This window comes from Streptomyces hesseae, from assembly GCF_031845785.1.
GTDB classification, from domain to species: Bacteria; Actinomycetota; Actinomycetes; order Streptomycetales; family Streptomycetaceae; genus Streptomyces; species Streptomyces hesseae.
This window is the reverse complement of record NZ_JAVRFI010000028.1, coordinates 1-18,744: the sequence shown is the minus strand read 5'-3', so window position 1 is coordinate 18,744 and position 18,744 is coordinate 1. Positions and strand designations below refer to the sequence as shown.

The 18,744-nt window shown below is 70.5% G+C and carries 20 protein-coding genes; 7 read left to right on the top strand and 13 right to left on the bottom strand.

The genetic code is table 11. From position 1 onward, the window contains the following. Window positions 1–94: 94 nt before the first annotated feature. A complete protein-coding gene (locus RM609_RS29615; protein ID WP_311614881.1) occupies window positions 95–910 on the top strand; it encodes a MarR family transcriptional regulator in 816 nt (271 codons plus the stop codon). Here the strand turns inward: RM609_RS29615 and RM609_RS29610 are convergent. From RM609_RS29610 to RM609_RS29590, 5 genes are all read right to left on the bottom strand, one after another. Beyond that, complete coding sequence (locus RM609_RS29610; RefSeq protein ID WP_311614879.1) at window positions 888–4,658, bottom strand: wHTH domain-containing protein; 3,771 nt, start codon at window positions 4,656–4,658, stop codon at window positions 888–890. The genes RM609_RS29615 and RM609_RS29610 overlap by 23 nt on opposite strands. 606 nt (window positions 4,659–5,264) lie before the next feature. Further along, window positions 5,265–5,849, bottom strand: coding sequence for a PadR family transcriptional regulator (locus RM609_RS29605; protein ID WP_311614877.1), 585 nt, complete (start codon window positions 5,847–5,849; stop codon window positions 5,265–5,267). 62 nt (window positions 5,850–5,911) lie between these two features. Then, on the bottom strand, window positions 5,912–6,454 hold the full coding sequence (locus RM609_RS29600) for a DinB family protein (protein ID WP_311614875.1): 543 nt from the start codon (window positions 6,452–6,454) through the stop codon (window positions 5,912–5,914). 104 nt (window positions 6,455–6,558) lie between these two features. After that, on the bottom strand, window positions 6,559–8,070 hold the full coding sequence (locus RM609_RS29595) for an aldehyde dehydrogenase family protein (protein WP_311614874.1): 1,512 nt from the start codon (window positions 8,068–8,070) through the stop codon (window positions 6,559–6,561). A 140-nt stretch (window positions 8,071–8,210) separates the two neighbouring features. Then, entirely contained in the window at window positions 8,211–9,074 is an 864-nt protein-coding gene (locus RM609_RS29590) for a Sco1979 family transcriptional regulator (RefSeq protein WP_311614872.1), read from the bottom strand. Between the two features lie 312 nt (window positions 9,075–9,386). Between RM609_RS29590 and RM609_RS29585 the strand changes: the two genes are divergently transcribed. Beyond that, window positions 9,387–9,923 (top strand): ATP-binding protein, encoded by a 537-nt coding sequence (locus RM609_RS29585; RefSeq protein ID WP_311614870.1) that lies wholly within the window; start codon window positions 9,387–9,389, stop codon window positions 9,921–9,923. Between the two features lie 9 nt (window positions 9,924–9,932). Here RM609_RS29585 and RM609_RS29580 read toward each other — a convergent pair whose 3' ends face one another. From RM609_RS29580 to rpmG, 5 genes are all read right to left on the bottom strand, one after another. Beyond that, a complete protein-coding gene (locus tag RM609_RS29580) occupies window positions 9,933–10,208 on the bottom strand; it encodes a DUF397 domain-containing protein (RefSeq protein WP_438828567.1) in 276 nt (91 codons plus the stop codon). A 106-nt stretch (window positions 10,209–10,314) separates the two neighbouring features. Further along, window positions 10,315–10,614: a 30S ribosomal protein S18 gene (gene rpsR / locus RM609_RS29575; RefSeq protein WP_311614867.1), complete on the bottom strand. Its 300-nt coding sequence runs from the start codon at window positions 10,612–10,614 to the stop codon at window positions 10,315–10,317. A gap of 38 nt (window positions 10,615–10,652) precedes the next feature. Further along, the gene (locus RM609_RS29570; RefSeq protein WP_311614866.1) at window positions 10,653–11,804 is read right to left on the bottom strand and encodes a CobW family GTP-binding protein; all 1,152 of its coding nucleotides are present in this window, start codon (window positions 11,802–11,804) and stop codon (window positions 10,653–10,655) included. After that, window positions 11,804–12,076, bottom strand: coding sequence for a type B 50S ribosomal protein L31 (locus RM609_RS29565; RefSeq protein WP_311614864.1), 273 nt, complete (start codon window positions 12,074–12,076; stop codon window positions 11,804–11,806). Before RM609_RS29565 ends, RM609_RS29570 begins: the two co-directional genes overlap by 1 nt. 6 nt (window positions 12,077–12,082) lie before the next feature. Then, complete coding sequence (gene rpmG, locus RM609_RS29560) at window positions 12,083–12,247, bottom strand: 50S ribosomal protein L33 (protein ID WP_311614863.1); 165 nt, start codon at window positions 12,245–12,247, stop codon at window positions 12,083–12,085. A 59-nt stretch (window positions 12,248–12,306) separates the two neighbouring features. Here rpmG and rpmB point away from each other — a divergent pair, with 59 nt between their 5' ends. Both rpmB and rpsN read left to right on the top strand, forming a co-directional pair. Then, entirely contained in the window at window positions 12,307–12,543 is a 237-nt protein-coding gene (gene rpmB / locus RM609_RS29555; RefSeq protein WP_311614862.1) for a 50S ribosomal protein L28, read from the top strand. Continuing rightward, the gene (gene rpsN / locus RM609_RS29550; protein ID WP_311614859.1) at window positions 12,543–12,848 is read left to right on the top strand and encodes a 30S ribosomal protein S14; all 306 of its coding nucleotides are present in this window, start codon (window positions 12,543–12,545) and stop codon (window positions 12,846–12,848) included. The genes rpmB and rpsN overlap by 1 nt, the downstream gene beginning before the upstream one ends. Window positions 12,849–12,927: 79 nt before the next feature. Here the strand turns inward: rpsN and RM609_RS29545 are convergent, their stop codons facing one another. Continuing rightward, on the bottom strand, window positions 12,928–13,251 hold the full coding sequence (locus RM609_RS29545; RefSeq protein WP_311614857.1) for a UBP-type zinc finger domain-containing protein: 324 nt from the start codon (window positions 13,249–13,251) through the stop codon (window positions 12,928–12,930). A gap of 286 nt (window positions 13,252–13,537) precedes the next feature. Here RM609_RS29545 and RM609_RS29540 point away from each other — a divergent pair, with 286 nt between their 5' ends. The 3 genes from RM609_RS29540 to RM609_RS29530 all read left to right on the top strand — a co-directional run bounded on the left by RM609_RS29540 (window position 13,538) and on the right by RM609_RS29530 (window position 16,692). After that, complete coding sequence (locus tag RM609_RS29540) at window positions 13,538–14,566, top strand: rod shape-determining protein (protein ID WP_311614855.1); 1,029 nt, start codon at window positions 13,538–13,540, stop codon at window positions 14,564–14,566. 85 nt (window positions 14,567–14,651) lie between these two features. Further along, entirely contained in the window at window positions 14,652–15,107 is a 456-nt protein-coding gene (locus RM609_RS29535) for a tellurite resistance TerB family protein (RefSeq protein WP_311614854.1), read from the top strand. A 70-nt stretch (window positions 15,108–15,177) separates the two neighbouring features. Further along, window positions 15,178–16,692 (top strand): S8 family serine peptidase, encoded by a 1,515-nt coding sequence (locus RM609_RS29530; protein WP_311614851.1) that lies wholly within the window; start codon window positions 15,178–15,180, stop codon window positions 16,690–16,692. A 137-nt stretch (window positions 16,693–16,829) separates the two neighbouring features. Here the strand turns inward: RM609_RS29530 and RM609_RS29525 are convergent, their stop codons facing one another. Further along, complete coding sequence (locus RM609_RS29525; RefSeq protein WP_311614849.1) at window positions 16,830–17,915, bottom strand: type III polyketide synthase; 1,086 nt, start codon at window positions 17,913–17,915, stop codon at window positions 16,830–16,832. 276 nt (window positions 17,916–18,191) lie between these two features. Next, on the bottom strand, window positions 18,192–18,744 hold a 553-nt coding region (locus RM609_RS29520), incomplete at its 5' end, for a biotin/lipoyl-containing protein (protein WP_311614848.1).

Below are 18,744 nucleotides of genomic sequence, written 5' to 3'. Positions count from 1 at the left end.
AACACCGAACGGGGGCCTGACCATCAAGATCGGTAAGGACGATCTCATGGCTGCCGCCAAGGTTAGCGCCGACGCGCGCCCCTACGCTCCCCCAATGGCCTCCCCCGGCTACGGAAAACGCTCCGCCCCCGGCCAGGCCCGTCGCGCCACGGACACCTTCACCCATCTCCCCGCCCGCGAGGCGTACATCGCCTCCCACATCGACCGCCTCCCCGACGGCGCGGCGATGGACGTGAAGACGCTGGCCAAGGAGCTGCCCTACGGGCAGCAGGCCCTCCGCACCGCCCTCAACAACCTCTCCGAGGCGGGCCACCTGCGCCGCGTCCGCGAGCCGGCCGACGAGGACAGCACCCAGTGGGTGTTCCGCACGTACTTTTCACGAACGGCGCGCAGTGACGCGTGGTGGGAGCGCTGGCTGAACGAGGGCGACGAGCCACAGCCCGACCCGAAGCCGCAGCGGTCACCCGCCTACACGGCCCTCGCCACCCTCGGCCGCACCGACTTCCGCCTCGCCCTCTCCGCGAAGGAGTGCGCCGACCTCGAACCCCTCGCGGCGGAATGGCTGGCACGCGGCATCCCACCCGCCCAACTCATCGCCGCCCTCACCACCGCCCTCCCGTCCCCCGTCCACCACCCCGCCGCCTTCACCCGATCGCGTCTCACGGAGAAGATGCCGCCGGAGCCACCCCCGACCCGGACGCCGGCCACCACCGCCCCAGCCCGCCGCATCATGGAGTGCACCTCCTGCCGCACCCCGGGCCGCCCGGAGGCCCTCTCCGGCGGGCTCTGCCGCCCTTGCCAGGGCCCGGACGTGCCCGCCGCCGGGCCGAGCCCGGAGGAGCACGAGGCGTCCGTACGGGCCCACATGGCCCGCGTAAGGGCCGGGCTCAGGCGCGCGGGACGCGGCTGAGCGTCTCCCGGACGGCGTCCGCCACAGAGCCGCTCCACAGCCCCAACTCCCGCAGCCACGTGGCCACCTGGCTCAATGGCTGACCTACACGGAGCGAGACACTCAGGAGCTGGACAAAGGAGAAGTTCCGCAGCACGGTCACGAACCGCAGGTCCGCGCCAAGGTTGCCCCGTTTGACGAGTCTCAGCGCATCGGTGAAGGTCAGCCCCTCCGGCAGGTCGTCCCGCGCCAGGGAGACGCCATAGCCACGGAGGTACCACGCCACCTCGCTCGGCTCTGTCCGCAGCATCTCGGCAAGCCGTACGACATGGGCGAACGGAACGAGCTCCGACGTGTGGAGTCCCCACCACAGTGTTCCGTCCGTCAGCAGTTCCTTGTCCAGCCGCGTCGGCGCGGAAGGAAACTTCAGCGGAATGTCGATGCCATAGGCCCGCAAGCGGTCGATGACCTCCTGGGGCGAACGGCCGGCGTCTTGGAGAAGATGGCGGTACAGGACCCCCTTGCCCGGTCGCAGATAGCCGCTGGTGTCACAGAGCAGCCGGGCGTCGTCGGGGTGTGCGTCAGCCGGGAACACCGAGGGAGTGGTGAAGCCCAGGTAGGCGAGCTCCGCCAGCAATTGCCCCGGAGGGATCCCCAGGTCGTGGGAATTCTCGAGCACCTGGCCCGGTGGGATCGGCTGCTCGTGCCCGCGCCATGGCGCCTTCCCGTTGGCGCGTTCACTCAGCAGAGCCATGGTCCTGTCATCCGGCCGGTCCGGCAAACCGGTCGCGTCATAGCGCAGGCCGTACGCGGCGAGCCTGGCGCACACGTCGGGGACCGGAACGTCCAGCACCCGGCTCGCCTTGGCGACATGGCCGGGAGGAACGATCTCATCGGGGTCCAGCCACCCACTTCTGTCGCCTTCGGCACCCAGGTCCTGGCGGACCACGGGGTCGTGCGCGCCTGCCGTCGCAAGGGTCACCACCGCCTCCCGCACCGGGACGCCCAGGTCTCTCCAGCGCACGGCCGCTTCCTCGGATCCCACTCCCATGATTCGTGCCGCGCTCCGCAGCTCCGCCACGGTCACGGGCCGGTCCACGGTCCGGATGCCCAGTTCGGCGGCGCGCCGGGCGGCGGACCGCCAGGAGATGCCGAGCGTGTCCGCCATATCGACGGATCGTTCGAGGAGCTTGGAATATCCCATGGCCCGGATGTTCCAGAGCCGGTAGTGGGCGTCCCCCCTCCTGGAAAGCAGCAGGTCGTCGGAGGGGAGGGCCGGGCGTACCCGTACGTCCTGGATCTCCGGGCAGACCTCCTCCAGAGCCGTCAGCGCGGCGTTGGGTCCATGGGCGATGATCCGCCAGAGCAGGATGTGGTCGGGCGGGTCTCCGATGGTGTTCGTCCAGGGCAGGTCCCTCAAGGTGTCGCGCCGGTCGTGCGTTCCGAAGGTCCCCACGGGGAGAACCTTCATGTCGGCGGGAAGGCATCCGGCCGTGGCCATGTCGATCCGGTGGCCTTCGTATTCCAGGACGCGTCCCGCCTCGACCGCCGCTTTTGTGACCAGGTCGGCCAGGCACGCGCTGGAGTCGGCGAGGCGGCAGATCCACTCATAGCGGGGAAGCGGCTCATCGCTCGTGAGCAGACTCTTCAGGGCCGCAGCCAGGAGGTCGGCCACTTGCCCCGAGACGTCGTCCAGAATCCGCGACCGGTCGACCGAGAGCCGCCCGGGGGCGTGGGCGCCGGAGAGGTTCACGACCACCCCCGCCAGCCCCGAGTGGGTGCGCGCCGTGAGCACGCCCCGACGGGTCTCGGGCTGGACGACCAGCCCGTCCACGAACAGCCCGCCCCCGCGCTCGCACCAGAACACCTGTACGCCGTCCGGCGCCTCCGCCCACTCCACCAGCGTGCCGTGGACGTTCAGCCCGAAACGCTCCTGGTCCGGTGCCCTTCTCGCCGTGAGCCGGTCGGCGTCCCACGTACTGCACCGGTCGCCGTGCCGGGCCTCGGTCGGGAACTCGGCGATTCCCAGGACCCTTTCGAGGGCCGTGAGGCATGACCACCTCTCGTCCACACCTCTCAGATAAAGCCGGATCTGGGTGCCGGCCTCCTCCCCGCACTCCGCCAGCCGCTCGATACGGAAAAGGTGCCCGGGACCGAAGATGGACACCCGGAGCAGCGGTCCGAGCCGCCCCTTCGCGTCCATGCGGCACGTCGTCACCCGAATCTCATCCGCGAGCATGAAATAGCTCAGCACGCCGATGCCGAAACGGCTGTTGGGGAACAGCTCCACCGGGGGGACGGTCTCCGCCCACCCGGCCCGTTCCAGCTTGAAGTCGAGCTGATCGACGAAGCGCGAACCCGCCTGGGAGAAGACCCCGCGAAGCTCCGACTCGCCCATGCCGACGCCGTTGTCCCGGCACTCGACGTACTCGCGGCCGTCGCCGTCCTCGCCCTGCTCGAAGGCGATCCGGCCGTCGTACGTGTACGTGGCGTCGCGCGTGCGGTCCAGGTACTGCGTACGGGCGCGGCGATACCGGCAGGCGTCCAGCGCGTTCTGGTAGAGCTCGCGGACGGCGAGGTCGCGGTCGCGGTAGAGCTGGACGCCCATGAGGAGGTCGCGGACGCGGCGCTCGTCGAGGCGGAAGCTGGCCCAGCCGGTGAAGGCGCCTTCCGCCGGGGTCACCCCGTCCGCCGACAGCCGGGCCGGGAGGGCGGGCAGGGAGTGGGTGACGCGCTCGCGGGCCGTTCGGCGTACGGCCGCCAGGAGGCCGTCCGTGCGGTCCGTGTAGGCGCGGAGGCCCTCGATGACGGCTTCGTGGTGGCATTCGGCGTGCAGGACGGGGAGGTCGTGGGAGCCGCCCCAACGGGATCTCTCCAGCGTGCGGCGGAGCTGGTCGAGGTCTACGGGGTGGGGGATGCCCAGGTGCTCCACGACGATCTGCGGGAGGGCCGTGATCTCGCGGCTCGCGCCGTGGGCGAGGGTGAGGAGCAGGGCGAGTCGCTGGTCACGGATGCGCTGGGGGCCGCCGCCTCGTACGCCGGCGGCGTCATCGGCGGGGAGTTCGTCGAGGTATTCGCGGTTGCAGACGTCGGGGCCGCGGCGGAGGCCGTGGAGAAGGCGGCAGATCCGGCGGGGTTCGAGGGTCTCCCCGAGTGCGGCGGCCGGGTCACCGACCGTCTCCCACAGGGTGCGGACCGTTGCGGCGTCCGAGAACTCTTCCCGCAGCGCCAGCCACCGGTGGAACAGCCACCAGCCGATGGGTTCCGCTGCCTCGGGGTGCTGGAGGGCGCGTTTGACGAGCAGGTCGTGCCCCTCGGCGAACACTTCGAACGACGCGCGCTCGTGGCCCGGCCCGGGCTGCCGGTCCAGACGTGTCGGGTCGACCAGTGCTCGTAAGGCCGCTGTCAGGCGCAAGGACTGCACGCGGTGGACGAACGGCATCAGGACGAGGAGGGCGGCCTCCGCCGGGTAGAGGTCGAGCCGGCGCTCGGGCCCCGGCTCCCCCAGCAGCCACTCCACGCTCTCCGCGAAGCGCGGGACGACGCCGTCGTCCCGCCAGGGGTCGTCGGCGGCCGACTCGCGCTCCGCCTCGTCCCGGAGGCGGGCCAGGGCCGCGACGGTCTCGGCGACGCGCTCCCGGAAGAAGGCCACGTCGCGGTCGGCCGGTATGTGCCGCCACACCGTGGAACGGACGGCGAGGTCCACCCAGCCGTCCACGGCGGAGGTCGAGGGGCAGGCTGATCCTCCGATGTGGATGTTCTGCCCCATGAAGACGACTTCGGCTTTTGAGTTACTGAACTCATTGTTCGTCCCGCCCTGTTGCACGCGTTCCGCCCTCCCCACAACAGTGGGGATCCAGCGTAGAAGCGGGGGCGCCTTCGGCTGCGATACGCACAGACTCGACCAGGAATCTACACATCGGTGGGCGGTAACGACCCTACGGCGTTAGGTACTTGACAATACCGGGCATACGGGCTCGACAGACCCGTCCGTCTGTAAAGTCTCTCTTGGCGCGCCGAGCGCGCCCCCCCTACAACGAGGAATCGTCTGCACGTTGGGCCGGTGAGGGCCCAATAACGGGTTCCTCCGGCGGCGGTCACCGGATTTGGCCGCGTCGTATGAAGGGGGGCGCCAGTGGGGCGTCACCGGAGGATTCGTCCGTCGATCTGGAAGCGCATCGCGCGGAAGGTGAGGGGGTGGATGCCCGGTCGATGACCGAAGGCCGGACGGTGATCGGCAATCCTCAGATCGAGTGAGGATTCCCGATCAACGAACCGTCTGCTTCGGTTGGCCCTCGTCATGGAGTATCCGGCTCCTGGCGGGGGCCACTTCGCGTCCCACCGTACCGGCCCGAAGCCCCCCGCGTACACCATCTCAGTGCACGATCCCCTTCCAGGGCTCGCCCTCCCCCGCCATCACATACGCCCCCGCCTCCAAGCGGGCGATCAAGCCGCGCGCCCAGCGCTCCCGCGCCTCGGCGATGCCCCGCCACAGCATGCCGATCTCGGCGATGTGGCCCCAGTCCTCGCCCTCGCCCGGGGTCCAGCGGCGGTCGATGTCGGCGCGCCATTCCTCCAGTGCGGCCACACGCTGCCGGAGCAGCGCGATGGCCTCGGCGCGCGGCAGGTCGACCAGGAAACCGATGCCCGCCGTCAGGACGTCCGTCTTCTGGTCGTGGGCGATCAGGGCCGCCCGCAGGAGAGTGAAGTACTCCGCCTCGCCCGCCGGCGTCAGTTCGTACTCCGTGCGCGGGGGGCCGCCCGCCTCGCTGGGGGCGGTGTCGTGGGCGACGAGGAGGCCCTGCTTGGCCATGGCCTTGAGCGCGTGGTAGATCGAGCCCGGCTGGGCGCTCGACCATTCCTGGGCGCCCCACATCTCCAGGTCGCCGCGGACCTGGTAACCGTGGGCGCGGCCGTGTTGCCGGACCGCGCCCAGGACCAGCAGCCGGATGGCCGACATCTTCGCCTCGGTCTTCTCTTCGATCGCTCTGAGGCGATCCAGCCTAGGCGTCCGCGCCCGGCCTAGGCGGCCTCGCCCCGCTCCTGGGCCACCAGCTCGAAGGCGGTCTTGCCGTCGATCGTCTCGCGGATGATGTCGGCGTGGCCGGCGTGGCGGGCCGTCTCCTCGATCAGGTGGAGCACCAGCCAGCGCATGGACACCTTGGCCTTCGGGAACCAAGGGGCCTCCGGCAGGTCGAAGGTGTCCTCCAGGCTCGGCACCCCGCGGACGAAGCTCTCGGTCTCCGCGGCGACCACCTCCCACCGCGCGAGCCGGTCCTTCACCGTCTCGTCCTCGATCAGGCGGAAGCTGTCGGGCCAGTTCGACTCGTCCCGCTTGATCAGCGGCTCCAGGCCCTGGGCCCGGCGGACCCACCCCTGTTCGACCTCCACGGCGTGCTTGAGCAGCCCGCCCAGGGACAGCTCGCTCGCGCTCGGCTTCGCCTTCGCCTGCTCGTCCGTCAGGCCGAGCAGCGCGCGTCGCAGGCCGCCGCGCTGGGCCTCCAGGAAGGCCAGCAGTGTGGCGCGCTCGTCGGAGAAGTCCTTCTCGATCACGTGCGTGGGCATGGGGTCCCGCCTTCCGTCCGTCCTCCGTTCGCCCCCGGTGGGGTGCGATGGGTCAACGGTAGGGTCCATCTAGGACAGGCTCCGTCCTAGATGGATCACGGGTCTCAGAACGGGAAAACGCTCCGCCCGTGCTGGATCGAGATCCACTTCGTCGTCGTGAACGCCTCCACCATCGAGTCGCCGTTCAGCCGTCCCACGCCCGAGTGCTTCTCGCCGCCGAACGGCACGATCGCCTCGTCGTGCACGGTCGCGTCGTTGACGTGGATCATTCCGGTCTCGATCCGCCGGGCCACCCGGACGCCGCGTTCGATGTCGCCGGTGTGGACGGCGCCGCTCAGCCCGTACGGCGTCGCGTTGGCGAGCCGCACCGCCTCCTCCTCACCGTCGAAGGGGATGATCAGGGCGACGGGGCCGAAGATCTCCTGGCCCAGGATCGGGGAGTCCGCCGGCAGCCCCGTGAGGACGGAGGGGCCGACCAGGGTGCCGTCCGTCCGGCCGCGCAGGAGGGCGGTGGCGCCGTCCGCGACGGTCTGGTCCACCAGGCTGGTGATGGCCTCCGCCTGGCCGGAGTTGATGAGGGGGCCGATATGCGTAGCCGGGTCGCCGGGGTCGCCTACCTTGAGGGTCCGCACCTTGGCTACGAACTTCTCGGTGAATTCACGCTCGACGGACCGGTCCACCAGCACACGGTTGGCGGCCATGCAGACCTGCCCCTGGTGGATGAAACGACTGAAAACAGCGGCGTCCACGGCGTAGTCGACGTCCGCGTCGTCGAGGACGATCAGGGCGCTGTTGCCGCCGAGTTCGAGGATGGTCCGCTTGAAGTGCGAGGCGGCGACGGTGGCGACATGGCGGCCGACCTTGTCGGAGCCGGTGAAGGAGATCACCTTGGGCACGGGGTGCTCGATGAGCGCGTCGCCGATCTCCGCTATGTCGGTGACGACGACGTTGAGGACGCCACCGGGCAGGCCGGCGTCCTCGAAGAGCTTGGCGACCAGGCCGCCGCCGCATATCGGCGTGTTCTGGTGGGGCTTGAGCACCACGGCGTTGCCCAGGGCCAGGGCCGGGGCGACGGACTTGATCGAGAGGAGGAAGGGGAAGTTGAAGGGGCTGATCACCCCGACGACCCCGACCGGGACGCGGTAGAGGCGGTTCTCGCGGGTGTCGTCCGGGGCGGGCAGGATGCGTCCCTCGGCGCGCAGCGCGAGCTGGATGGCCTCCCGTAAGAACTCTCTGGCCAGGTGGAGCTCGAAGGCGGCCTTCACGGCCGTGCCGCCGCACTCGGCGGTGATGGCGGCGGTCAGCTCGGGCTCGTTGTCGTCGATGATGCGCAGGGCCCGCTCGAAGACCAGGCGGCGGCGGTACGGATTGACGGCCGCCCAGGCGGGCTGGGCGCGCTCGGCCGCACGATAGGCCTGGTCGATCTCGTCGACACCGGCGACCGTGATCGAGGCGAGCTTCTCACCGTCGTAGGGGTTGAAGTCGACAATGTCCCAGGAACCGGTGCCGGCCCGCCACTCGCCGTCGATGTACTGGGCGCCCAGTGTGTCGAAACAGGAGCCATAGCCGGTGGACGATCCGTGCGTGCCGTGCGATCCGTGCGTGCCGTCGGACATGCGCCATCCCGTCTGCGAAATGCGGGGCGCCCGGGGCGCCCGTCATGAGGTGCGTCGAGTGGGTCGAATGCGTCGCGTTGGCGCATCGCTCTTCCGTGCCGCTCCATGTCGCGCTACTGAGACGTCATCGTACTGATGTGTCACAGGAGTTGAAGACGTCGCGCAATCAGATCGCGGGTCTTCTCCGGGGAGAGGCTGTCCTCGTGGAGCCGGTCCATGACCCGTCCGTACTGGGCCACTTCCTCGGCCTTGTCGAGGTAGAGCGCGCTGGTCAGCTGCTCCAGGTAGACGACGTCGGAGAGGTCCGACTCGGGGAAGCGCAGCATCGTGAAGGCGCCGCTCTCGGCGGCGTGTCCGCCGTGCGCGAACGGCATCACCTGGAGGGTCACATTGGGCTGCTCGGAGATGTCGGCGAGGTGCTGGAGCTGATTGCGCATGACCGTTTCGCCGCCGTACGGGCGGTGCAGGGCCGCCTCGTCGAGGACGGCGTGGAAGCGGGGCGCGCGCTCGGAGAACAGCAGCTTCTGCCGCTCCATGCGCAGCGAGACCCTGCGCTCGATCTCCGCCTCGTCGGCATTGGGCTGGCCGCGGACGACGACGGCGTGGGCATAGCCCTCGGTCTGGAGCAGGCCGTGTACGAACTGCACCTCGTAGATCGAGATGTCGGAGGCGGCGCCCTCCAGCCCCACATACGTCTGGAACCACCCGGGGAGCACATCGCCGTAGCTGTGCCACCACCCGGCGACATTGGCCTCGCGGGCGAGGCCCAGCAGGGCCTCGCGCTCGGAACCGTCCGTGACCCCGTAGAGGGTGAGCAGATCCTCCACATCCCGCGCCTTGAAGCTCACCCGGCCCAACTCCATACGGCTGATCTTCGACTCGGACGCTCGGATCGAGTAGCCGGCCGCCTCGCGCGTGATGCCGCGCGACTCTCGCAGCCGCCTGAGCTGTGAGCCCAGGAGTATGCGTCGCACCACGGAACCGCTCGACTCGCTCGTGGCCATCTCTGGGACCCTTCCTCTTCCGGTCCTGTTCCGGTCTGTCGTTTCCGCGCCTCTCTGAGGGCGACCCCCGCTACCCCCGGCGCCGAAGTCTGCCATCTTCAGGCTTCGTTGAGTGCATGCGCGGTTACGGAGACCAGCCACGGGCAGGAGCCCTACCGCAGGGGGCGTAGGGAGAATTGCGCCCCAACCCCCCTGTGCGCCCCCAAATCCACCGCGTGCACGTGCATCTGCCCTTGCATCCGCCGGGCGCATTGGCAACCATGGAGCTCGCACACGTGCACGTCACGTACTCGACTGCCAGGAGTGCCTCGGATGGGTACCGAAGGATCGACTGTGCTCTCCCCCTTATGGAGAGGGCTGTCCGCGATCGACTCATCCACAGCCTCCACCTCGGTCTCCTGTTCGCTACCACCTCGCTTCGAAGCGGTCGGAAGTGCTCGGAAATTCACCCGATCCACGCTCGATCGATGGGATCTGATCGGTCTCTTCGACGAGGTGGCGCTCGTCGTCAGCGAGCTGGTGACCAACTCGATGCGGTACGCGATACCGGCGGCAGCGCCGGTATCCGCATCGATGGCCGCACCGATGGCCGCCGACCGGGCCCTCGGCGAGTACGAGACGCCCGTACGCCTGCATCTGATGCGCTGGACCTCGCGGCTCGTGTGCGCGGTACGCGATCCGAGCGAGTCGGGGCCGGTCGTGGGCGAGGCCGCCGCCGGGGACGAGTGCGGGCGCGGGCTGTACCTGGTCGAGTCGTTCAGCGACGCGTGGGGCTGGCACCCACTCGCGGGCGCGCTGCACGGCAAAGTCGTCTGGGCTCTGTTCCGGCTGCCACGCGACCGCGACTAGATCACGGGGTTAGTCGCGCAGCAGGTAGTCGAATTCGCCGTCCTTGATGCCCAGCACCATGGCTTCGATCTCGGCGGGTGTGTACACGAGCGCCGGACCGTCCGGGTGGCGGGAGTTGCGCACGGCAACTCCGCCACCCGGAAGCTTCGCGAACTCCACGCAGGAGCCCTGGGAGTTGGAGTACCGGCTCTTTCGCCATTCGACATCTTCGATGTCCGAGGCGGCCATGCCGTTGTGCGCCTGGGGCACTGGACTCTCCCGGATCATTGCAGGGGGCATCCTCATCCACTGAACACGGATTCGAGGATGGCAACTGCTCCGGATCATAGCCGCGTTCATGTGCCTCTGCATGAGCCGATGCACGTGCACTCAGGGTGTTCCCGCCACTACTTCACGACTTCTTCCCGGAAGATGAACGTCCGTCCGGGGAGGCTCCGGAATACGGGAGCAGGGCCATCTCCCGGGCATTCTTGATCGCCCTGCCGAGCTGCCGCTGCTGGCGCGCGGTGACCCGGGTCACCCGGCGGCTGCGGATCTTCCCCCGGTCCGAAATGAACTTCCGGAGGAGATCGGTGTCCTTGTAGTCGATGTACGTGATCCCGGCGGCGTCGAGGGGATTCCGGCGGGGGGTCCGGGCCGGCTTGTCGCGGCGTTTGTCGCGGTACTTGGGGGCGTCGGGACGGTTGGCCATGGGGAGCCTTTCGGGGAATCGGAGGGGTGGGCACCCAGTTAAGAGACCGGGTCCAGGAGCTCGTCGAAAGCCGGGGGCAGCCGGCGCCACGCGTCCGGGCCGCCCGCGTACTCGGCGTCCGTGAGCAGGCACGACTCCAGCAGTGAGCGGAGCCCCTCGCCGTCGAGGCCGGGCGAGGTGAAGGTGAGGTACTGGGAGCGGTCGCCGTGCTCCGGGTGCCAGTCCAGGGCCGCCGCGACGCGGCGTTCGGCGGGCACCATCTCCCAGGCGGCGTCCGGCAGCGCGGCCAGCCAGGGCCCGGCGTTCTCGACGCACAGGGCGCCGCCCGCCGCGTCCCACGACAGCAGCGTGTCGGGCCGGTCCGCCAGCCAGAATCTGCCCCTGCTGCGGGCCGCGGCGCAGGTCAGGTCCTCCAGAGCGGCGTAGAGCCGGCCGGGGTGGAACGGCCGGTCGCGGTGCCATACGAGCGTGGCCACGCCGTGCGCGTCGGCCGCCTGCGGCAGCAGCGCGCAGGCCGGGTGCTGGCGCGCGGCGGCCGCGTCCACGTCGAACCCGGCGACGGCCGCGGCGGCCAGCTCCACGGATTCGGCCGGAATGCAGCGGGCGGTGGGGACGAGTTGGTGCAGCAGGGCGTGGTCGCTCTCGTCCGCCGCCTCGGCGCCGTGCGCCAGGGCCAGTACGGGGACGTACTCCAGCTGCCGGGCGAACGTGTCGCCCACGGTGCGTTGGTCGGTCGGGGCCGCGGCGATCCCGGCCTCGGCGAGGTCGTCGCCGTTGGCGAGCGTCGGCAGCACCAGGGCGGGGTCGACGGCCGTGAACACCCCGGAGAGCCGGGTGTCCGGGCCGCCGTACGCGGCGACGACCTCCGCCATGGCCTTGGGCTCGACGGAGTCCCACAGCTCGACGACGGCCAGGCGGTGGGCGCCGAGCCCGGCGAGGCGCTCCAGCTCGGGGATCAGGTCCTCGCGAAGGGCGCAGCAGGCGCAGTCGTTGACGAGCGGCGTCGCGCCGTCGTCGAGCGTGCCGGAGCGGTCGCGCACGGTCCGGCGGACGGTGCCGGTGGTGGCCGCCGTCGACAGATCGTGGTGGAGCGCGACGGAGCCCGGGACGGTGCGGAGGAGGCTGTCGACGACGGCGCGGCGGGCGTCGGCGTGCATGCCGGCGACGAGGAGGACGGGCAACTTCCGCATTACCGGCTGCCCTTGCGCCCGCCGTAGCGGCGCTCGAACCGTTCCACGCGGCCTGCGGTGTCCAGGACGCGGGCGGTGCCCGTGTAGAAGGGGTGGCTCGCCGAGGAGATCTCGACGTCGATGACGGGGTAGGTGTTGCCGTCCTCCCACTCGATCGTCCTGCCGCCGGTGGCGGCCGCGGCGGCTGCGGTGGAACGGGTGAGGAAGGCGAATCCCGCGGCGCGGTCGCGGAAGACAACAGGGCCGTAGGGCGGGTGGATTCCGGGCTTCATGGCGGGTCAGCGCTCCTCTCGGAAGGTCACGTGGCGGCCGGCGACGGGGTCGAACTTGCGGAGTTCGAGGCGGTCGGGGTCGTTACGGCGGTTCTTGCGGGTGACGTAGGTGTAGCCCGTGCCGGCGGTGGAGCGGAGCTTGACGACGGGGCGTAGATCGTTGCGGGGCATGGGGGCTACTATACAGAAATGGTTTCCATTTTCATTAGGCCGATCGGGAGGTCCCGGACATGTCCGCGCACTGCCAGCTGACCGGGCGGAAGCCCGGCTTCGGCAACTCCGTCTCCCACTCCCACCGCCGCACGTCCCGCCGTTTCGACCCCAACGTCCAGCGCAAGCGGTACTGGCTCGCGAGCGAGGGGCGTTCCGTGCGGCTCACGCTCAGCGCGAAGGGGATCAAGACCGTGGACGCGATCGGCGTCGAGGCGGCCGTCGCCCGCATCCGGGCCCGGGGAGGGAAGGTCTGATGGCCAAGCAGAGCAAGATCGCGAAGAACGAGGCCCGGAAGATCGTCGTCGCGCGCTACGCGGCACGACGGGCGCTGCTGAAGGCGGTCATCCGCGATCCGCGCACGACGGCGGAGGCGCGGCAGGACGCGCAACGCGAGTTGCAGCGCCAGCCGCGTGACGCGAGCGCGACGCGGGTGCGGAACCGGGACGCGGTGGACGGGCGGCCCCGGGGGTACTTCCGGGCGTTCGGACTGTCACGGGTTTCACTGCGGGAGCAGGCGCATGCGGGGTATTTGCCGGGGGTGCGGAAGGGGAGTTGGTAGCCCGGCTACCACCGGGCGGGGCGCTTTCGGGTGCCCCGCCCGGTGGTGCCCGCTTGGGTGCGGGCCGCTTGCCCACAACCTACGGCAGCAGCAGGACTTCGTCCGCGTAGCACCAAGCCCACGTCTCGCCCGGTTCGAAGGACCGGGCGATGTCGTGGCCGGCGTTTTCCCCCGCGTGGGTGCTCGCGTGGTGGTGGGGCGAGCTGTCGCAGCAGCCGATGTGGCCGCAGGTGAGGCATTCGCGGAGGTGGACCCACGTCGCGCCGATGCGCAGGCAGTCCTCGCAGCCTTCCGTCGTGCTCGGGGTCACCGTGGGCGCGACCTGCGTCAGATGGGCGCAGGACCGGTCCGTCGGGCGGCCTTCGAGGTCCGCGGCGACCCGCCAGGAGAGCGGCTCGGTCATACCTTCGAGCGTAGACCCCTCCGCGCCGGGGTGAAAGCCGAGGTCACGGGGATTGTCAGTGGGTGCTGGCAGACTCCTTTCCGTGAGCCGGGTGCGGACACGGGCTACGGGGGTGCCCGTATCCGCCCCTGCTCACCATCCGCCCTCCATCACTCGCCACCCGCTCTTTCGGGCGTCCGTATGCCGCCGTGCAGCCCATTTCAGCGGGCAGCGCGGCGCGGCGCCTTGCACGATGGCCGTGTTCCTCACATGCCTCACCCGTCGCGCACCCCAGGGCAGGACCGTGATGACCCTCAGCCTCGAGCAGCTGTCCCGTTGCACCATCGCCGTCGACCTCGGAGCCTCCAGAACCCGCGTCTACCTCAAGGACAGCGGCCTGATCGTGGACGAACCGAGCCTCGCCGCCGTCAATTCCCGGACGGGGTCGCTGATCGCGGTGGGCTCGCTGGCCGGGGGGATGGCCGGGCGGACGCCGGGGCACATCAAGGTCGTACGGCCCATCTCCGGTGGCACGGTGGTCGACATCGACATGGCCCAGCGGATGCTGCGCTTCCTGGTCAACGACAAGATCCGCCGGGCCTGGCGGCGCAAGCCGATGCTGCGGGCCGCCGTCTGCCTGCCGCACGACGCCGAGCCGATCGCCCAGCGGGCGGCCGTCGAGGTGCTGAGCGCCCTGGGCTCCCGCCGCGTCGAGCTCGTCGACACGCTCATCGCCGCCGCCGTCGGCTGCGGGCTGCCCGTCGAGCGGCCGGAGGCCACGATGATCGTGGTGTGCGGCGCCGCCTCCACCCAGGTCGCCGTGCTCTCGCTCGGCTCCATCGTCGCCGCCGAGAAGGTGTCGACCGGCGGCGACGCCATCGACTACGCCGTCATCCAGCACCTGCGCAGCGTCCACGAGCTGATGCTGCCCTCCCAGGGCCTCCACCCGCTGCACCTCGCGCTCTACGACCCGGCGCGCATGGGCTGCGAGGCGGAGGTGCGCGGGCGCGACGTGGCCACGGGGCTGTCGCGCACGGTGCTCGTGAACACCGCCCATGTCCGCGAGGCCATCCACACCCCGCTCACCGCCGTGCTCGACGCGATCGGCCGGGTGCTGCGCGAGTGCCCGCCCGATCTGGTCGCCGACCTCGCCGAGCGCGGCATCATGCTCGCGGGCGGCAGCGCCCGTCTCCCCGGGCTGGACACGATGATCGAGCAGGCCACGGGCATGGTGGTCCGTATCGCCGACAATCCCGATGTGTGTTCCGTCCTCGGGCTGGGCGCGATGATCGAGGGAAAGATCAAGCCACTTCACCTCGACGCGGCGCATGACTGACCCTCACCGGTCCCCTTGGGAACTTCTTTACCCGTCTCAACAGTTCTGCCAGTGCATCCCCGTATTCACAAGGAGATTTACGCACATGGCGCTCTGGGACCGGCTCAAGGATTCCGCCACCACAATGCAGGGCCAGCTGCTGGCGAAGAAGAACGAGCTCAAGAGCGGCGCATTCCGTGACGCGAGCATGGCAATGTGCGCCCTGGTGGCGGCCGCTGACGGTTCGATCGACGCTTCCGAGCGACAGCGCGTCGCTTCTCTGATCGCCACGAACGACGTTCTGCGGAACTTCCCCGTCGACGATCTCCAGGCCCGTTTCAACGACTACTGCCAGAAGCTGTCGGCCGATTTCGAGTTCGGCAAGGTCAGCGTTCTCCAGACCATCGGCAAGGTCCAGAAGAAGCCCACCGAGGCGCGTGCCGTCATTCAGATCGGCATTGTCATCGGCGGCGCCGACGGCGACTTCGACAAGACGGAGCAGGCCGTCGTCCGCGAGGTCTGCTTCGCGCTCGGGATCAACCCCGCGGAGTTCGACCTCTGAGGACAGGACAGTCGTTCTCGGTGGTGGGCACGGCTGCGGGCACGGCCTCTGACGGGATTCCGTCGGAGTCGTGCCCGTCGTCTTGCCCCCCTCCGTCCGCCCCCGCCACGGTGTACGGGTGGTGGTCGAGGGCTTCACCTACCTCCCTGTCGGCCGCGAGCTGATCGCGGTCACCTGTCCCGAGGCCGCGCTGCGCGTCGGCCCCACGGGCGTACGGTCCCTCACCGGGGCCGACCTGTCCGCGCTCGACTCCTTCCTCGCCGACGAACGGCTCACCCTGGAGCCGCTCGCCCCCGCCCGTACGACCGTCCCCGAGCTCGCCCTCCTCCACCGGGTGCGCGGCACCGAACGCCACCTCGACGAGCTCGCCGTCCGGCTCGGCACCCTGCCCGGCATCGACACGGCGTACGTCAAACCGGGGGTGCTGCCCGCCGGCCGGGGGTTTGCACCGGGGACCCCTGACCTCAGTCCCCGCCAGGGCTACCTCGGGCCCGCCCCCGGCGGCGTGGACGCCCGCTGGGCCTGGAGTCGCCCGGGCGGCACCGGCGAGGGCGTGGGCGTCGTCGTGGTGGACGCCGCCTGGCACCTCGGCCACGAGGGGCTCGGCCGCAAGCTCACCGGCATCGTCGCCGGTACGCCCCTGGACGACCCGGCCTGGCGCAACCACGGCACCCACACCCTGGGCGTCATCGGCGGCGACCGCACCGGCTCCGGCATCACCGGCATCGCGCCCGGCGCCCTCACCGCCGCCGCGGCCTTCCCCGGCATCGGCACCGCCCGCGCCGTCCTGGCCGCGGCGGACCGGCTCCCGCCGGGCGGGATCGTCCTGCTCCCACTGCACCGGCCCGGCCCCCGCCACGGCTGGGCCGCCCGCGACGACCAGCGCGGCTGCCTCCCCCTGGAGTGGTGGCCCGACGACCACGCGGCCGTCCGCCACGCGACGGCCAAGGGCGTGCTCGTCGTGGCCGCCGCCGGGAACGGCGGGGAGGGGCTGGACGACGCGCTGTACGAGGTACGGCCGGACGGGTTTCCGGCCTGGTGGCGGAATCCGTTGCGGCATCCGTCGCGGCATCCGTCGCCTCGGGCGGATTCCGGGGCCGTGCTGGTGGGCGCCGGCGCCCCGCCGCCCGGCACCCACGGCCGGGACCACGGCCCCGACCGCTCCCGGCTCGCCTTCTCCAACCACGGCGGACGGGTGGACGCCCAGGGGTGGGGTCACGAAGTCACCACCACGGGCGGCCGGTGGGACGGCGGCCCCGGAGAGCTGCGGGGCGGCCCGGACGAGGCGCGCTGGTACACGGACGTCTTCTGCGGCACGTCGGCCGCGGCGGCGGTGGTGGCGGGGGCGCTGGCGTGCGTGCAGGGGTTGTTGCGGGGGGCGGGGAGGGAGTCCCTCACTCCCGGTGAGGCTCGCGTTTTGCTGCGGGGGACTGGGGCGGAGCCTCCGAAGGAGGGCGGGCGGATCGGGAATCGGCCCGATTTGCGGGCGGTGGCGGTGGCGTTGGGTCTGGGGGTGGGGGTGGGGGTGGGGGTGGGACCTGTGGCGGTGTCGGGGGCGCCGGTGGGGCGGTGCGGGATGCGGTGACTTTGCCCCGGCCCCGCCCTTTCACCGTTTCTTTGGGGGGCTCCGCCCCCGGGCCCCCGGTCCTCAAACGCCGGACGGGCTGGATTTGGCCCCCGAGGCCTCAAGCACCCGGACGGGCTGGATTTGGCCCCGGCCGGCTACGCCGAAAGCGGCATCGCCACCGGTACTCGCTCCCGGTCCGACGTCCACGTACCCAGGGCGATCTCGGCCGTGATGCCCGGGCCGAAGCCCGCGATGATGCCCCGGGCGGCATCGTCCGCGCCGCCGTCCTGGAACATGCGCTCAAGCGCGTCGAAGATGACCGCGCTGGCGATATTGCCCCGCTCCGTGAGCGTTTCCCGGCTATAGCGAAACGTTTCTGGAGCCAGGCCGAGGTAGTGGCTGAGGTCGTCCAGGATGCGGGGGCCGCCGGCGTGGACGATGTAGAAGTCGAGCTCGGAGACGTCCCACTGGTGCGGCTCGGCCATGTCGCGCATGGCCGGGGCCAGCATGGCCATCGTGCCCGGGACCCGCTTGTCCAGGATGAAGTGGAATCCCGTGTCGCGCACCCCGTAGGAGATCCACTCCTCCGTGTCGGGCACCAGGTGCGAGCCGTTCCGCTCGATCCGTACGCCCGTACCGCCCTCGCCGCGCACCACCGCGCAGGCGATGGCGTCGCCGAAGAGGCCGTTGGAGAGCAGATTGCCGACGCCGAGGTCCGTGGGCTGGTAGAGCAGCGAGCAGAACTCGCAGGCCACGATCAGGACGTTCGCCTCCGGGTAGGCCTGGCAGAAGTCGTGCGCGCGGTTGATGGCGGCGCCGCCCGCCGCGCAGCCGAGCTGGGCGATGGGGAGCTGCCGGGTCTCGTTGCGGAAGCGCATGGTGTTGATGAGCCACGCCGTCATCGACGGCATCATGAAGCCCGTACAGGACACATACACGATCAGGTCGATGTCACGTGTCGTCAGCTCGGCGTGGTCGAGCGCGCGCCGTACGACGGCGGGGACACGGGCCTTGGCCTCGCGCTCGTAGCGGGCGTTCCGCACGGTGAAGCCGGGGTGCTTGAGCGTGTCCTCGATCGGCTGCACGAGGTGCCTGGTCTGCACACCCGTATTGCCGATCAGCCGGAGCGCCAGCTCCAGCTGGGGGTGATCCGCGTGCAGCGTGCGCGCGAGATCGAGGGTCTGCTCCCTTGTGATCACGTGCTCGGGGACAGCGATGGCCGGTCTGCACAATGTCGCCATGTCGGCCTCCCAGTCGCGGCGCTCTCTCGATGCCCAGGGCCGCCGAAATGGCGCGCCAGCCTATGTCCATTGCATGCCGCATCGGGAAACGCGCCACACATATGCTCTGAAAGTTCACCCGAAGAGCGGACTTATCTCCATAAACGGAACTTACGTTCATCGAACATACAGGGAGTCCACAGGACCCGCACGGGCTGCCCACAGAACACACGCCGCGCCGGGTGGTCCGGTCCGGTACCTCCCGGACCGGACCACCCGGCGCGTTCGACCTGCCCGTCAGTCCTTGATCTCGCAGATGACCGCGCCCGACGACAGCGACGCGCCGACCTCCGCCGCCAAGTCCTTCACCATGCCGGAGCGGTGGGCGTTGATCGGCTGCTCCATCTTCATGGCCTCCAGGACCACGACGAGGTCGCCCTCATTGACCAGCTGACCGTCCTCGACCGCCACCTTGACGATCGTGCCCTGCATCGGCGAGGTCAGCGAGTCGCCCGAGGCCGCCGCGCCCGCCTTCTTCGCCGCACGGCGCTTGGGCCGCCCGCCGCCACCGGCGGCCGGGGCGCTGCCGAAGCTCGCGCCCAACGAGGACGGGAGCGTGACCTCCAGCCGCTTGCCGCCCACCTCGACGACGACCGTCTCACGGCCCTCGGGCTCGTCCTCGTCCGCACCGGCCGGAGAGACGAACGGCTCTATCGCGTTGGCGAATTCGGTTTCGATCCAGCGGGTGTGGATGTGGAACGGGTCGCTGGTGAAGGCCGGGTCGGTGACGACCGCGCGGTGGAAGGGGATGGCGGTGGCCATGCCCTCGACCTGGAATTCGGCCAGGGCG